Source organism: Streptomyces sp. NPDC057565 (genome assembly GCF_042801455.1).
GTDB classification, from domain to species: Bacteria; Actinomycetota; Actinomycetes; order Streptomycetales; family Streptomycetaceae; genus Streptomyces; species Streptomyces yanii.
In genome coordinates this window covers 114,775-129,933 of the sequence record NZ_JBHVFU010000019.1, presented here as the reverse complement: position 1 = coordinate 129,933, position 15,159 = coordinate 114,775, and the positions used below count along the sequence as shown (strand labels likewise).

Genomic DNA, 15,159 nt, shown 5'->3' with positions numbered 1-15,159 from the left:
CGCAGGCTCAATCAGACGGTGGGCACGGCAAGGCCGTGGGTATCGGCGGCGGCGACGAACCTGTCCGGACGGACCGCGATGACACGGGCGCCGTACCGGCGCATCCAGGGGAGGACGACCTCGTCCAGGTCGACCAGCTCGTCCGGCCCCTGGGTATGCGAGGTCTTCGGGCGCACCGCGCGGTAGTGGGCCCCGAGCCCGTCCCAGCCGGCCTTCTCCTCCGCCGACAGCAGGGTCGCTGGGTCGACCTGGTCGCCGAGCAGCACGAAGTGGTGGCCGAGGTGATCGTCCAGGCGGGCCATACGGCCGGCGGTGTCACCGGTGATCGGCTGCGGGATCATGCGGCCGATGATGCTGGCGTCACCGGTCTCTCCGCGGATCCAGCCGCCCGCCAGTACCGGCGGAGCGGTGAGCGGCGGCTCGAACGGGGTGACCGTGCTCTCGGGCACCGCGTTCATCGCGGCCTGCTCCTCCTCGGAGACCTCTTGCTTGATCACCCGGCCGAGGCCGACCGCGAGGCCGGTGTAGAAGGCGGCGTTGGGGCGCCGCTCCGCCTCGTAGGTGTCCAGCCAGCTTTCGGGCAGCTCGCCCTTGAGCACACGGGCGAGTTTCCAGCCCAGGTTGTGAGCGTCGCGCATACCGGTCTGCATGCCGGCACCGGCCCACGGCGGCATCAGATGCGCCGCGTCACCGGCCAGGAACACCCGCCCCTGGCGGAACGTGTCGGCCATCCGGACGTGGTGCTGGTAGAAGGCGTGCTGGTGGATCTCGACATCGTCCTCGGAAACGCCGAGCGCCTTGAGCAGAGGCCATATCTCGGCGCTCGTCGGATAGTCCGCCGGGGTCTCGTCGGGCTTGAGCGGGATCTCCCACCGGTGGTTGCCCGCGGACAGGGCGATGTCGACGACCGGGCGCTCCTTGTCGGACCAGAAGGTCAGGAAGTCTCGATCGGGCCACCAGCGCTTGACGTGGCAGTCGACGACCACCCAGGTGACGTCGTCGGTGTCGCCCAGCAGCTTGCAGCCGATCCGGCCGCGGGTGGCGCTGCTGCCGCCGTCGGCGCCGATCGCGTAACGGGCGCGGGTGGTACGGGTCGCGCCATCGGCGGTCGAGGTGACGGTGACGCCGTCGGCGTCCTGCTCGATGCCGGTGACCTCGTCGCCGTAGTGGACGGTGACCAGGTCGTCGTACCGCTCCTGGACGGCCGCGCGCAGCTCGGCCTCCATCGTCGGCTGGTAGATGTTGTAGAAGCGCGGAGTGCGGCCCAGGGTGGACGGCGGGTGCTCGATCCGCATGATCTCCGTGCGGTCGTAGGTCATCCAGCGCAGGGCGCGCTGCGGGTCGATCACCTTGTCGATCCGCTCGTCGATGCCGAGGTCCTGGAAGATCCGCATCGTCCAGTCGTTGACCGTCACGGCACGCGCCCGGGAGTAGATGTCCCGGTCCCGCTCGAACGCAACGGCGGAGATGCCGTATCTGGCGAGGGTGAGTGCGGCGATCACACCGGTCGGGCCGTAGCCGACAATCGCGACATCCGCGTCGTATCTCTTGGTCATGCGCAGGCTCCGTGGTGAACGCAAAGACGGAAAGTTTTGGACCGATCGGTCGGTACAATTCGAAGGTAACAGCGCCCCTCCACAGCCCGTCAAGAGATTCCGGGCAGGGATTTCCCGCACTGGTGAGCTCCGGCCCTGGTGGGAAGCGCGCCCCGGCGTCGCCTAGACTCCGGAAGGTGGAGAAGATCGAGCCGCCCGCGCCGGAGACACGCACCAACCGCCGCGGCCGCCGGTCACGGCAGGAGATCCTTGACGCGGCCGCCCGGGTGATGTCCGTACGCGGCTACGCCGGAACGCCGATGTCGACGCTCGCCAAAGAGACCGGCCTGCCGAAGAGCGCCTTCTACCACCATTTCGAATCCAAGGCGGGACTGCTCTCGGCCGTCATGGAACAGGGCGCGTACGGCTTCTTCGACGCCATGCGCGAAGCCCATCGCAACCCCCCGGAGGACGGCACCCCCAACGAGCGGCTCCGCTGGTATCTGCGCCGGACCGGCAACGTCATGGAGAACGGCGAGGAGTTCCTGCGCCTGCTGCTCGTGCTGGTGATGAGCCGCGAGGCGGCAGAGGCGCCCGAGGCCCTGCAGACCGTGATCGCGGTCCGCGACGAGGGGCGCGCCTACATGGCGCACATGATCCGCTCGTCCTTCCAGAGCGCGGGCGAGGAGACCGCCGACAAGATCGCAGAGGCCCTCGCCCCCTTCGGAATGGCCGGCTACGACGGCGCGTTCGTCGCCCTGCAGTCCGAAGGCGGCAGGCCCGTCTCGGCATGGATGGATCAGCTCGCCGACTCCATTGCGGCGCTCGGCGCGGCGATCATCGCCGCCGACTGACGAGGCCGCGACCCGCACCTGTGACGCTGCGACCGCCTGGAGATCGTCCGCGCCCCATCGGGACAGGTCGGTCCCTTGGGGGAAGTACTGGCGGAGCAGGCCGCTGGTGTTCTCGTTTGTGCCGCGTGGCCAGGGGCCGTGCGGGCCGGCGAAACAGATCTCCAGGCCGGCGCCGATGCGGAGTTGGGCGCGTTCGGCCATCTCGGCGCCCCGGCCCCAAGGGCTGTCCCGTAATCCCTGGTGGATCAGCGCGCGGCGTCGGATGCGGTGCATCGCAAGGCGGAGGAGCGTCCTCATACTGAATGTATTCGGGCGTTCCGACAACGCAGCGAGGTGCCGTAGCCGGCGTCGCGCGCCCGCCAGGGATTACGGGACAGCCCTTAGTCAGCGACCGGCGCAGTTGGTCGGGAAGTTCGGCGACAGTGGCGGCAACGGCGTCGCGGGAACGGGACGAACGGGCAGCCCGGGTAAGGGAGTTGTGGCCCGCTGCGGTTATCACGCACACGTCGACGGCCAGCAGTGCTGCGGGCTTGAACCGCCGTTCGCGCCGGTCACGCGGGTCGACCACTCACGCGAGCGCATCCAGCAGCCCCGGCGGCGGAGCCGGGGTGGAGGAGGGCATGAGCCGGAGCGGTGCCACCAGCGTGCCCGGCGTGGGCATGAATGAAGAGACGAGCACGGCAACCTTGCGGATCTTGAAGCCTGGACACCTCCTGATCCACATGTGCCGTGCTCGTCCGACCTTTCCCCTCCCGGCCCGCCGTGCTCAGAACAGGCGAAGCGGACTCCACCCGCGGCCCTGAGCCGAGTTGAGCCAACGGGGCGCGGCTTACACCGCGCGCATGACGGTCAGCGTCATGCTGTTGTTCTTGTAGGACACCCGGAACAGGTAACCGCCCACGTTCAGGACCCGGTTCTCCGGCAGCGCGTGGAAGGCGCCCTTGATCGAGCTACCGCTCATGATCGTGAACACGGTGCCCGGGGTCAGCTTGCCCTGCACGGCCAGGTCCAGCTCACCGTCCAGCACCAGGTTCCCCGCCGCCCGGACGCTCGTGTAGTCCCGGTCGCCGGAGATCGTGACGGCAACGCGACCCTCCTTGCCGATGGTCGCGTTCCCGCCGACGTTCAGGACATTGCCTGCGGCGCCGGAAACGCCGGTGGTCTGCGCGGCCTCGTCGGCCGTGAGACCGGGCCGCAGCACGCCGTGGCTGACGTTGATGCTGTCACCCACGGTGCCGCTGCCGCCGAGCGTTCCGCCGCGCACGTCGACAGCGCTCGCGTGCGAGCCGACGACCGAGAGTTTGCCGTCGAGGACGGTGCTCGTCCCGTGCCAGGTCTCGCTGCCGGTGAGGAACAGGGTGCCGGCGCCACGCTTCGTGAGGCTGCCCTCGTAGGCGCGGGCCTCGCGGGCCTGCTCACGGCGGACCCCGATGGCGTAGTCCGACTTGTCGACGTCGCTCGCGTCGGCCGGCAGGCCTTCGGTCCAGCCCTTGTCGGCCTTGGTCGCCGTCCAGGCGGCCGCCTCGGCGGCGTCCTCCTGCTGGCGGGCCCGGATCGCAACGTCCGAGATGTCGTTCGACCACACGTCGTCGCGCCCCTGTGTGTCGACGACGAACGGCCCCAGGAACTGGCCCGGGCCGTTCATGGCCTCCCGCAGACTGACCGTGCCCCAGCCGTTGCGGCTGTCCGGCACCTGCACGATCTGGCCGCCGGTGGGGTTCTGCACGGCCTTGCCCGCCGCATCACTGATCGTATTGTTCTGCCGGCCGGTGGTGAACATCGTGTAGAGCGCCTGCTCGTTGGTCATGTACGGGAAGCGCTGCATGATCAACGACAGTGCGGCCGCCGAGTGCGGGCCGGCCATCGACGTCCCCGACGAACTGCCGTAACGGGGCTCGGGCACGTCGTTGACGACCGACACGGTCGTGCTGTTGATGCCATTGGCCGGCGCCGTCACGCAGGACCACTTCGCGACGCCGCACTGGTTGAACGTCTGCTGACCGGGGACCAGGACGGAGCCGTCAGGGTTGTACGTGCGCCCCTGGGTGGGGTTGATCCCCGACGTCGTGTACCAGCTGCCCTCCAACTCGGGTATGAAGTACGGCGCGGCGCCTCGCGGCGACGGGTTCACGTAGCCGCTGTTACCGGCGGTGAACTGGATGACCGTGCCGGTACGCGCGGCCTCGATGGCACCGTTCAGCCAGCGGGCGGCGCTGCCGTTCGCGTCGACGACGCCGTCCGGAGTGGACCAGAGGCGCCATGCCGTGTTCAGACCGAAGCCCGCCGGGCTGCCGGGTGGCGCGTCGTACGTGTTGTAGTTTTCCGTGTTGGGCTGGCTACCCCAACTGCTGGTGATGATCCTGATGGGCTCGCCGTTCGCCGTCTTGGCGGAGTTCACGGCCCGGTAGACATTGCCGATGTAGGCGTCGTCCGGCGTCTGCGCGGCGGTCGCGTTCGCCGGCAGGAGACCGTAGAGCACGCCGTCCTTCTTGCCGGTGTTGCCCATGTACACATTGCTGTTGAACGCGACGCCGTGCATGTTGGCATCCGGCCCGGCCGGTTGCGTCTCGCCGACACCGTCGCGGCTCGCACCGATGGTCCCGCTGACGTGGGTGCCGTGACTGTCGTTGAACGCCGGGTTGTAGAACCCCGGCGTGGGGCCCGTCCGGCCGCCCTGGGCCTCCACTGAAAAGTAGCGGTCCCCGACCGCGTAGTTCGTGTCCAGGCTTCCGTGCTCCCGGACGTGCCCGGCGAAGACGCCCGAGTCGACGACGCCGATGTTCATCCCTGTGCCGGAGTAGCCGGCGGCGTAGGCGAATTCGGCTCCCATCGACACCAGGCCGGCGTCCCGGTTGAACTCAGGGGTACGCCAGCTCGCCGCGTCGCCGAGCCGGCCGGGATCTCCCTCGTAGGTCTTGATCGGCGGTGGCACGGGCACCTGCCCCATCGCCGGCTGCACGGCGACTCCGAGCACCACCATCGGTATCAGCGCTGCGATCAGCGCCGGCTTCACGCGTTTCCTGTTCAGCACTCCGACCCCTCCCAGATCAATTCCGCCGGATGCTATTCCTCCCTTCCGGAGCTGATCAAGGTGTCGGCGGACGCGCAGTCCATCTACGCTGGAAGTAGGCACCAGAGGTCGGGCGATCCGTGACGTGGCAGCGCTGGGGGACGTGCCATGGGCGGTGCGTGCCAGGCGGGCGGCCGATTACCGGCGCCACCGGCCACCACCGGCGCAGCGCGTACCCGGCGCCGCTGGCCAGGAAAGGACGGCCGTGGCGAGCAACCAGCGGGTGAGGAACGGCCGTTGATCCTGTTGGGACCGGCAGCGGCTGGGCTGTGAGTCCTTGCGCGTGCTGTTCGCCACGACGGCCGAGCCGATGGCCACCGAGGAGACGTCCGGCGCGTTCTGGCGTGGACTGCGGCTGCTCGCGGTGGACGCGACCTGCCGGGGCGTCGCGGATACCGAAGCCAACGAGGCCGCGTTCGGACGTCCGGGCAGTGGCCGCGGGTCGAGCAGGAGCGCGTTTCCACAGGTGCGGATGGCTGATTTGGTGGAGGTGGGCAGCCATGCGGTGCTGGATGCGGAACTCGCCGGCTGCCGCACCGGGAGGTCACCCTGGTCGGCCGGCTACCCCGTTCGGTCGGCCCGGGCCAAGTCGCCCTGGCCGATCGTGAGTTCTTCGGTGCCCCGTTATGGCGTGCCTTCACCGCCACCGGTGTCGACCTGCTGTGGCGAGTACCCGCCAATCGGTCCTGCCAGTCGTCACGCAATTGCGTGACGGGGCATGGCTCTCGCGGATGAGGGCAGGCAGCGGTCCTGCCCGGGATGAGCCGGTCGTGGTCCGCGACCTGGCCTACCAGCTCAAGGACCGGGCCGGTGAGGGTACGGCCGATGGCTACCGCCTGGTCACCGCCTTGCGGGACGCGCGACTGTATCCGGCCCGGCAGTTGGCCGCGCTCCACCGCGAACGCCGGGAGGTCGAGTCCGTCTTCACCGAGATCAAGACCCATCAGCGCGGTGCCCGCGCCGTCCTCAGCAGCAAGACCCCAACCCGCAGGCCCATAAGTCAACGGCACTGCCTCTAGTGCCCCTCCCGGCAAGCTTTGCCCCGTCGCACCGCCCAGCACGCACGCTCGCTGCGTTGGCCAAAAGCCCTGGTAGCTCCGCTACAAGGGCTTCCGGCCGCCTTGCGATCGCACGCACCGGACGACGCTCCTCATGGGGCAAACATTGCCGGTCACGGCACTAGCTGTGCTTCAGCCGCAGATACAGCAGGATGCCTGCGCCAACCACGGCCGTCACGGCACCTGCTTCTCCAACTTCCCACCGGAAGCGACGGGTTGGCGGCGGCCACCTTCACCACCTGCCAGTCGTCGTCGGCCAGAAGCCTGACGATCGTCCGCCAGGACGTCCGCCGACGTCGCCTCGAGCCCTGGCGGCGCGGCACTTGCTGTCGGGGCCGCCCGCGTGGTGGGACCGGTCGGGCGAGGAGGCACTGGCCCATTCGGTGATGCCGAGACCATCACTTGGGTGCCATTCGACATCGACTTCCGTCGAACGATGGATGTCTCACAACAAGCACGCCCGTGAAGTTTCGGATCAACACCCTTCCCCACCTTCGAAAACATGGCCATGGCCTCATAGGGCCTTGACTTATGTCAACTTACGTCGCCGGTCTTCCGATTTCATTCGGAACCGTGGCAGCATGCAGTCACCGCGGGTCACCCTCGACGCAGGGTCAAGCGATATCGTTTCATCGTTTTTGTTTCGGTCACACCATGTGAGCGTGCTGAATGGACACCACCTGGGCGGTCTTCGACCGGTTCTCGCAGCCCCACGATGTCGAGGAGTGGACGAGAACGTGCGCACCTACCGGCCGGACAACCCGGCCGAGCACGGATTCATCAAGTGGGGGCTCTGCCGTCCCCCGGAGTCGATCAATAGCGGTGACATACCCACGCGGATCGTCCAGCACGACGACATCCGCATTTTCGACCTGTCCTGACGTGGATCCGTGGATCCGTGGATCCGTGATTCAGCAGACCCAACACACCCCTTGGAGTACGGATGACCCACTCTCGTTCCCTCAGCAGGCGCCGGCTGCTCCAGGCCGGCAGCTCGCTCGGGCTTGCTACTACCGCCGGACCTCTTCTCGCCTCGCAAGCCGGCGCGGCACCCGCGGCGGCGGCCACCACGAAGGTGACGGATCTGGGGCCGGGTCTGGTCCAGTTCTCCCTGATGAGCGGCCTGCTGGTCGGCGACACCGTCTACATCGGCTCGCGCAACCTGAACCCCTCCAGTGTCGTCGGGTTCCATCTGCCGAGCCGGAAGGTGGTGTCGTACACGAACCTCGACGCCGGGCCCGAGCCCTCCATCCAGGCGTTGGCGGCGGACCCCACCGGGCGATACCTGTACATCGGCGTTCTGGTCAAGTCCGACCGTGGCAAGCCGAATCTCTACCGGTGGGACCTGACGACGCCGGACCAGCCCGCCGTGGCCATCGGCAGGACCGAGGACCGTGACATCCGTGATCTGGCGGTCGCTCCCGACGGCACGGTCTTCGCCGTGGGCGGGGTCCCGGACAAGCCGCCCGTCCTGTGGCAGTACGACCCCGCCACCGGTGCCGTGAGCAATCTGGGCGCCCCCGACCCGAAGGCGACGTTGGCCAGGGCGGTCGCGGCCACGGACACCACCGTCTTCTTCGGAGCGGGCAGCGTCCTCGCCGGCGGGAGCGGCGCGAGCAGGGCGTCTCTGTTCGCCTTCGACCGGAAGAGCCGCGAATTCACCTCGATCGTGCCCAAGGAGATGGAGAAGGACCCCAGCCTGCGGGAACTCGCCGTCCAGGACGGGAAGCTGATCGTCGGCACGTCAGGCGGGGTCGATCCCGCGAAGTTCGCCGTGATCGACCTGGCGGACTTCTCCTCGTACACGCTGGTGGCCACCGAGGGCAAGGTCATCAAGATGTTCGCCTCCGACGCCGAGCGGATCTACTTCGCCTCCGAATCGGGAGTGGAGGCCTACTCGAAGGCCGACAAGACGATCTCCCACGTGGAATTCACCGGGCCCGACCTCGGTGAGATCTGGGGCGTGGACCACATCGACGGGAAGCTCGCGGTCGTCTCGGGTTATGGTTTCGTCGCCGAGATCGATGTGGCGGCCCGTACGTCGGTGGTCACCGACCTGCACGACGCGGGAGCGAAGGCGGGTCCGCAGGCGGGCATGGGGATCGCCGCCGGTCACGGCTATGTGTACCTGGGCGGCAACGGTGCCATCTCCCGGCGCAATCTGCAGTCCGGCGAGGTCGTCAACCTGCAGGCACCCGGCGAGGCCAAGGACGCCGAAGTGATCGAGGGCGTCCTGTACACCGGCCAGTACAACTCGCAGGGCATCTGGCGGTACGACCCCTCCCGGCGGCGGCAGCCGGAGCAGGCCGCGAAGTTCCCCAGCGAGCAGAACCGCCCGCTGGACGTCTCGTGGGACCCGGACAACAAGCTGCTCCTCGTCGGTGTGCAGTCCGACACCGAGGGCGGCGGCGCCCTGTGGACGTACTCCCCCAGGACCGGGGCGTCGGCCGCCTACCCCAATCCGATCGACGACGTCCAACTCGTCCGGGCCGTGGCCAACCGGGACGGCGTCGCCTACCTGGGCGGCGACAATGCCTCGAAGGAGGGGCCGCGCGCCACGGTCGTCGCCGTCGATCCGGTCACCGGAAAGGAACAGTGGCGCGTCGACACGAAGCAGTCGGCGGGCGTGGCGGCCTTGGCGGTGCAGGGCCGGAACCTCTACGGACTCACCACGAAGGGCGGTCTGTTCGTCGTCGACCGGCGGACCCGGAAGGTGGTGCACACCTCGGACGTCAGCAGTGTCAGCAAGGGCTTCGCCGCCATGGTCACCAACCGGGGCGTGGTGTACGGCGTCTCGGACACGACCCTCTTCCGTTTCCACCCGAAGACGTTCGCCGTCAGCACGGTCGTCGCCGACATCAACGGGGCCTGGTACAGCGGCCCGCATGTCAACGTGCACGAGGGTCTGCTCTATACGCTCCGCGGCGGCAACCTCGTCGCGGTCGACGACAGGCCGTCGCACTGACCCGGCCATGAGGTCGCTGTTCCCCGGTTCCACTGGTCCCGACCAACGTTGACTTTTGATTGATATCTTTCGGTTGTCGAGTGAAAGGCGATGGTTCACTCGTTACCGAGAGGGGACTGAAGGTGTTGGCTGACGAACGGCGGGAAGCGATCCTGCGTGCGGTGGAGCGCCAGGGTTCGATCACTGTGAAGGCGCTGGCCGAGGAGATGGGAGTCTCCGCCGTGACCCTGCGCCAGGACGTGCGGGAGCTGGCCGGCCGGGGTCTGCTGACCCGGGTGCACGGTGGCGCCAGGGCCCTGGCCCCGGACGCCGCCGCGCCCACGCAGGTTCCCGCCGAGTTCCCGGCCTCCGCTCCGGTGCCCGCCGCGGAGAAGTACGCCGTCGGGCTGGTGGTGCCGCCGGGCGGCTACTACTACGCGGAGGTGATCCGCGGTGTCCAGAAGGCGGCCCGCGCGCTCGGTGTCCGTGTCGTGCTGGCCGTCTCCGGGGAGTCGCTGGCGGAGAACCGGGAGCAGGTCCGCCAGCTCATGGCCGACGGGGTCAACAGCCTGCTGCTGATGCTGCACCCGGGCCTGCGGCTGGACGAGACCGACGAGTGGCTGAGCACCCTGGAGGTGCCGGCCGTGCTGGTGGAACGCAGGGCGGGGATTCGGGCCGGCAGGCTGGAGCAGGTGGCTTCCGACCATGCCTACGGCGCGGCCCTCGCCGTACGTCACCTCGCCTCGCTCGGGTACGACCAAGTGGCCTTGGTCGCCAGGGTCGAGAGTCCCAACACGGCTCTGCTCAGCGTCGGTTACGCCGACGCCGTGAAGGCCATGGGGCTGAGGCCCGGGCCGGAGTACCGCGTCGTCACCAACGGTGATGCGGCTCCGGCCGACGCGCGTTTCGACGAGGTGGTCCGGGCCGTGGAGGCGGGCGAGGTCCGGGCGGCGCTGGTGCACAACGACATCGATGCCATTGCCCTCGTCGGCATCCTGCGCGCTCGGGGGCTGCGGGTGCCGGAGGACCTGGCCCTGGTCACGTACGACGACGAGGTCGCCGAGATGAGCGAGGTGCCGCTCACCGCGGTGGCCCCTCCCAAGCAGGCGGTGGGCTCGTGGGCGCTCGACCTGGCGGTACGTCGGCTGTCCGACCCTGCCACGCCGCTGGCGGAGATTCTGCTCCGCCCGGAACTGCGGGTTCGCGCGTCCTGTGGTGCCGACCGGCGGGCGGATGCGTAGCCACGCGATGACACTTACTGCCGTTTGAAAAAAATCGAAAGCAAACGCATTGACTCGCTGTCGTATGTAACGAATGATTGCGGTGACACCCAAGCAAACGATCGGTGGCACATCATGTTTCGTAGACGGCTGACAGCGCTGGTCTGCTCCGTCGCAGCAATCGGCCTGCTCGCCACGGGATGTGGAGACTCGGACAGCGGGACCTCCACGGCGGAGAAGGGCACCGGGAAGGTCACCTTCTGGTCCTTCGTCAAGGGCTCCCAAGAGGTGGCGGAAGCTTTCAACCGGACCCACCCCGACATCAAGGTGACGTTCGAGGCGGTGCCCTCGGGCCAGGAGTACTACTCCAAACTCACGAACGCAGTGAAGGCCGGCACCGTCCCGGATGTCGCGGTGGTCGAGTACCCGCAGCTGCCGGAGTTCGCCACTCAGGGCAAGCTGGAGACACTGAGCGCATCGCTCGGGCCCCTGGTCAAGGACCACTTCCCGGAGTCCGTACGGCAGTTGGTCGAGCTGGGAGGCCAGACGTGGGGTATTCCCCGCGACGCCGCGCCGCTGATGCTGTACTACCGGAACGACTTCTTCAAGAGCCACAAGATCAGCGTCCCCAAGACGTGGGACGAGTACCGGAGCATGACCGGTCAGGTGAAGAAGGCGGACCCGAAGGCCCGGGGCGGGGTGCTGTACACCGACAACCCGGGACTGCTGACCGCCCTCTCCTGGCAGGCCGGATCCCAGTGGTTCGGTACGGAGAAGGACTCCTGGAAGGTGTCGCTGACCGACGCTCCCGCCCGGAAGGTCGCCGACTACTGGGGTGACCTTGCCCGGAAGGACCTCGTCCACTCGCTCAGCTCGCTCGACCCGTTCTGGACGAGCGTCCAGCAGAACCGGACCGTCGCCTACGTATGTGCGAGCTGGTGCGCGGGAGCCCAGCAGGCGACCGTCGCCGACCAGAAGGGCAAGTGGTCGGTGGCCCCGGTCCCGACCTGGGACGCCAAGCCCGCCTCCGCCATGTACGGCGGCTCCTCCTTCGTCATCCCGAAGGGCGCCAAGAACAGCGCGGCCGCCGCCGAGTTCATCAAGTGGATCACCACCGGCCCCGAAGGCATGAAGGCGTGGGTCTCCTCCGGCACCAGCAGCATGTTCCCCGCCGATCCCCGTCTCGTGCCGGTCACCAAGGCCGCCTTCCCCACCGACTACTACGGGGGCCAGGACGTGTACGCCCTGGGCAGCACGTCCTACGCAGCGGTCCGGCCCGGCTGGACGTGGGGTCCCGTCATGGGAACCACCAACACGGCCATCGTCGACCAGCTCCCGAAGGTCGCCCAGGGCAAGGTGAAGCTCTTCGACGTTCTCACCGGTGCCCAGCAGGCCACCGTGAAGGACATGGAGCGTCGCGGGATGAAGGTCGCCCCGTAGTACGCGACCCCTGGTGGGCCGATGCCCGCCCCGCCGCTCGAGGCCGGCATCGGCTCCCGCCCCGAAGCTTCCCGCTCCCATCGAGAAAGGCCCGGTATGACAACTCCGTCAGCCCGCGCCCAGCGCCGTACCGCCGCGCTGCTCCTGGCACCGTTCTTCATCCTCTTCACCACCGTCACCCTCGCCCCGCTGGTCTACGCCGGCTGGATGAGTCTGTTCACCACCCACACCTCCGGCCTCGGCTTCGGCGGCACGGAAGAGGTGTTCGCAGGACTGGACAACTACGTACACGCGTTGTCGGACCCGGCGTTCCGTAGCGGCTTCATCACCATCGCCGCGTACGTCGCGATCTACATCCCCGTGATGATCGGCGGCGCGCTCGTCCTCGCCCTGCTGCTGGATACCGCGCTGGCCAGGGCGCGGGCCTTCTTCCAGCTGGCCCTGTTCCTCCCGCACGCGGTACCCGGTCTGATCGCGGCACTCATCTGGGTCTATCTCTACACGCCCGGGCTGAGCCCGGTGATCGACTTCCTGAGCGCCGGCGGCCTCGACATCGACTTCCTGTCGGCGGACAACGCGGTCTTCTCCGCGGCGAACATCGCCGTCTGGGAGTGGATCGGGTACAACATGGTCATCTTCTACGCCGCCCTCCAGGCGGTGCCGGCCGAGGCCCTGGAAGCGGCGAAGATCGACGGCGCGGGGGGTATCCGTACCGCCTTGTCGATCAAGGTGCCGATGATCCGTCCGGCCATCGCGCTGGCCGTGCTGTTCACCGTGATCGGATCGGTCCAGCTCTTCACGGAGCCGAAGGTCATCTACAGCGCGTCGAGTTCGATCGGCAGCAGCTGGACGCCCAACATGTTCGTGCAGACAGCCGCCTTCACCCACAACGACTTCGGTCTGGCAGCAGCGGCCTCGCTGCTCATGGCGCTGTTCGCCGCGGTGCTGTCATTCCTCGTCACCCGCTTTTCGCGCAGCAGGAGCAAGCCGTGACCAAGACCATCACACGCGTTGTCCCCGCCGGCGCCCCTCCGGCTCCGGAGCGGACGGACACGGCCCCGCCGGCCCTTCGGGGCCCCGGGAACCGTCCATCGGTCCTGCTGTCCAAGGCCGGTGTGACCGCGATGCTGGGGCTCGCCGCCCTCTACACCCTTCTGCCGATGCTCTGGCTCGTGCTGTCGTCCACCAAGAGCCGCGAGGACCTCTTCGCCACGAACGGCTTCGCACCGGGCAAGGACTTCGCGCTCGTCGACAACCTCAGGTACCTGTTCGAGGTCGACGACGGGATCTTCCTGCGCTGGCTGCTCAATACGATCCTGTACGCCGGTGTCGGCTCGCTGCTGGCGACGGTGTTCAGCGTGGCCGCCGGGTACGCGTTCGACAAACTGAACTTCCCCGGCAAGGAGAAGCTCTTCTCCTTCGTTCTGCTGGGCGTGATGGTGCCCGGAACGGCGATGGCGATTCCGCTCTATCTGCTCGCGGCCAAGGCCGGTCTGGTGAACACCTTCTGGGGTGTGTTCCTCCCCGGTCTCGTGTTCCCGTTCGGGGTGTACCTGGCCCGGGTGTTCAGTGCCTCGTACATCCCCAACGAGGTCCTCGAGGCCGCCCGTGTGGACGCGGCAGGCGAGTTCAGGACCTTCTGCAGGATCGCCCTGCCCATGATCGCGCCGGGCTTCGTGACCATCTTTCTCTTCCAGTTCACCCAGATCTGGAACAGCTTCTTCCTGCCCTTGGTGATGCTGTCCGACAAGGACCTCTTCCCGGTCAACCTCGGTCTGTACGTCTGGTACTCCTCCGCGCTCTCCCAGGGGCACCCGCAGGACTACCTCCTGGCCATCGTCGGATCGCTGGTGTCCGTGGTCCCGCTGGTCGTCCTTTTCCTGATGCTCCAGCGGTTCTGGAAGTCCGGCATGACAGCTGGCGCCGTCAAGTAGGCCGTCGTCGTGAGGATCCCGATGCCATCCACTCCGCCCCGCCCGCGCGCCCTGTTCGCGATGGGCCGCCGGCACCGCGACGCCCTGTTCCCGTCGGCCGCGGTCGACCGGCTGACCCGTCTCGTCGACATCGACCCGCATGTCGTCGCCGAGGACTTCGCCCCCGTTCCGCACCTGGCAGCTGTCGAAATCCTGATCACGTCCTGGGGATGCCCCCCGCTCGACGACGCCGTGCTGACGCGCATGCCCGCGCTGAAGGCAGTCGTGCACGCGGCGGGGAGTGTCAAGCACCATGTGACGGACGCCTGCTGGGACCGCGGCCTTCTCGTCTCCACCGCGGCCGCCGCGAACGCCGTACCCGTCGCCGAGTACACGGTCGCTGCCATCCTCTTCGCCAATAAGCGCGTCCTGGAAATCGGCGGGCTCTACCGCGAGCACCGAAACGCCCTGGACTGGACAGCGCGCTTCCCCGGCTTCGGCAACTACCGCCGGACGATCGGCCTGGTGGGCGCGTCACTGGTGGGACGCAGGGTGCTGGAGCTGCTCCGGCCCCACGACTTCGACATCCTGCTGGCCGATCCGCACCTCGACCCCGAGGCGGCCCGGTCGATGGGCGTTCGGCTCGTCGAACTCGATGAGCTGCTGGCCACCTCCGACGTCGTCTCGCTGCACGCCCCCGCGCTGCCCGAGACCTACCACCTGCTGGATGCCCGCAGACTGTCGCTCCTGCGGGACGGTGCCACACTCATCAACACGGGGCGTGGCTCCCTCATCGACACCAAGTCCCTCACCGCTGAGGCGTTGTCGGGACGCATCCACGCCGTCCTCGATGTCACCGAACCCGAGGTGCTGCCGGCGACCTCACCGCTCTACTCGCTGCCGAACGTGCTGCTGACCCCGCACATCGCCGGCTCACTCGGCGGTGAGCTCCTGCGCATCACCCGCAGTGCGCTGGACGAGGTCGAACGCTACTGCTCCGGGCGGGAGTTCGCCTATCCCGTGACCCGAGCGGCCCTGACCACTTCGGCCTGAGCACCCGGGCTGCTGCCCCACCGCCCCCGTTGCGCGACAGCGCCGACCACCGCGACCGTCCTGCGTGTCAAA

Annotated in this window: 12 protein-coding genes and 1 pseudogene; 10 read left to right on the top strand and 3 right to left on the bottom strand. The window is 68.2% G+C overall.

Annotated features, from left to right (window positions below):
• Positions 1–11: 11 nt before the first annotated feature.
• Entirely contained in the window at positions 12–1,556 is a 1,545-nt protein-coding gene (locus ACFU8W_RS28585) for an FAD-dependent monooxygenase (RefSeq protein WP_384042943.1), read from the bottom strand.
• A gap of 176 nt (positions 1,557–1,732) precedes the next feature.
• On the opposite strand from ACFU8W_RS28585, the gene ACFU8W_RS28580 reads away from it, so the two are divergent.
• Positions 1,733–2,389 (top strand): TetR/AcrR family transcriptional regulator, encoded by a 657-nt coding sequence (locus ACFU8W_RS28580; RefSeq protein WP_345511638.1) that lies wholly within the window; start codon positions 1,733–1,735, stop codon positions 2,387–2,389.
• Between the two features lie 27 nt (positions 2,390–2,416).
• Here the strand turns inward: ACFU8W_RS28580 and ACFU8W_RS28575 are convergent.
• Positions 2,417–2,608 (bottom strand): annotated as a pseudogene (locus ACFU8W_RS28575) (IS30 family transposase); the annotation flags it as partial.
• Positions 2,609–3,218: 610 nt separating this feature from the next.
• Positions 3,219–5,402, bottom strand: a complete 2,184-nt coding sequence (locus ACFU8W_RS28570) for a S8 family serine peptidase (protein ID WP_384042933.1) — start codon at positions 5,400–5,402, stop codon at positions 3,219–3,221.
• Between the two features lie 340 nt (positions 5,403–5,742).
• On the opposite strand from ACFU8W_RS28570, the gene ACFU8W_RS28565 reads away from it, so the two are divergent.
• The 9 genes from ACFU8W_RS28565 to ACFU8W_RS28525 all read left to right on the top strand — a co-directional run bounded on the left by ACFU8W_RS28565 (position 5,743) and on the right by ACFU8W_RS28525 (position 15,087).
• Positions 5,743–6,171: a hypothetical protein gene (locus ACFU8W_RS28565; RefSeq protein ID WP_384042929.1), complete on the top strand. Its 429-nt coding sequence runs from the start codon at positions 5,743–5,745 to the stop codon at positions 6,169–6,171.
• A gap of 58 nt (positions 6,172–6,229) precedes the next feature.
• Positions 6,230–6,478, top strand: a complete 249-nt coding sequence (locus ACFU8W_RS28560; RefSeq protein ID WP_384042921.1) for a hypothetical protein — start codon at positions 6,230–6,232, stop codon at positions 6,476–6,478.
• A gap of 764 nt (positions 6,479–7,242) precedes the next feature.
• A complete protein-coding gene (locus ACFU8W_RS28555; protein WP_384042919.1) occupies positions 7,243–7,398 on the top strand; it encodes a hypothetical protein in 156 nt (51 codons plus the stop codon).
• A 62-nt stretch (positions 7,399–7,460) separates the two neighbouring features.
• Complete coding sequence (locus tag ACFU8W_RS28550) at positions 7,461–9,482, top strand: PQQ-binding-like beta-propeller repeat protein (RefSeq protein ID WP_384042916.1); 2,022 nt, start codon at positions 7,461–7,463, stop codon at positions 9,480–9,482.
• Between the two features lie 122 nt (positions 9,483–9,604).
• Positions 9,605–10,702, top strand: coding sequence for a substrate-binding domain-containing protein (locus tag ACFU8W_RS28545; RefSeq protein ID WP_384042913.1), 1,098 nt, complete (start codon positions 9,605–9,607; stop codon positions 10,700–10,702).
• A 114-nt stretch (positions 10,703–10,816) separates the two neighbouring features.
• A complete protein-coding gene (locus ACFU8W_RS28540; RefSeq protein ID WP_384042910.1) occupies positions 10,817–12,121 on the top strand; it encodes an ABC transporter substrate-binding protein in 1,305 nt (434 codons plus the stop codon).
• A gap of 96 nt (positions 12,122–12,217) precedes the next feature.
• Positions 12,218–13,114, top strand: coding sequence for a carbohydrate ABC transporter permease (locus tag ACFU8W_RS28535; RefSeq protein ID WP_384042907.1), 897 nt, complete (start codon positions 12,218–12,220; stop codon positions 13,112–13,114).
• Positions 13,111–14,055 carry a carbohydrate ABC transporter permease gene (locus ACFU8W_RS28530; RefSeq protein ID WP_384042905.1) on the top strand — a complete coding sequence of 315 codons (945 nt, stop codon included), beginning with the start codon at positions 13,111–13,113 and terminating at the stop codon, positions 14,053–14,055. The genes ACFU8W_RS28535 and ACFU8W_RS28530 overlap by 4 nt, the downstream gene beginning before the upstream one ends.
• A gap of 21 nt (positions 14,056–14,076) precedes the next feature.
• On the top strand, positions 14,077–15,087 hold the full coding sequence (locus ACFU8W_RS28525) for a hydroxyacid dehydrogenase (protein WP_384042902.1): 1,011 nt from the start codon (positions 14,077–14,079) through the stop codon (positions 15,085–15,087).
• The last annotated feature ends 72 nt before the right edge of the window (positions 15,088–15,159 follow it).

Bases quoted from the DNA above. Each gene is read 5' to 3' on its own strand.
- ACFU8W_RS28585 (WP_384042943.1), bottom strand. From the start codon at position 1,556: ATGACCAAGAGATACGACGCGGATGTCGCGATTGTCGGCTACGGCCCG.
- ACFU8W_RS28550 (WP_384042916.1), top strand. From the start codon at position 7,461: ATGACCCACTCTCGTTCCCTCAGCAGGCGCCGGCTGCTCCAGGCCGGC.
- ACFU8W_RS28540 (WP_384042910.1), top strand. From the start codon at position 10,817: ATGTTTCGTAGACGGCTGACAGCGCTGGTCTGCTCCGTCGCAGCAATC.
- ACFU8W_RS28535 (WP_384042907.1), top strand. From the start codon at position 12,218: ATGACAACTCCGTCAGCCCGCGCCCAGCGCCGTACCGCCGCGCTGCTC.
- ACFU8W_RS28525 (WP_384042902.1), top strand. From the start codon at position 14,077: ATGCCATCCACTCCGCCCCGCCCGCGCGCCCTGTTCGCGATGGGCCGC.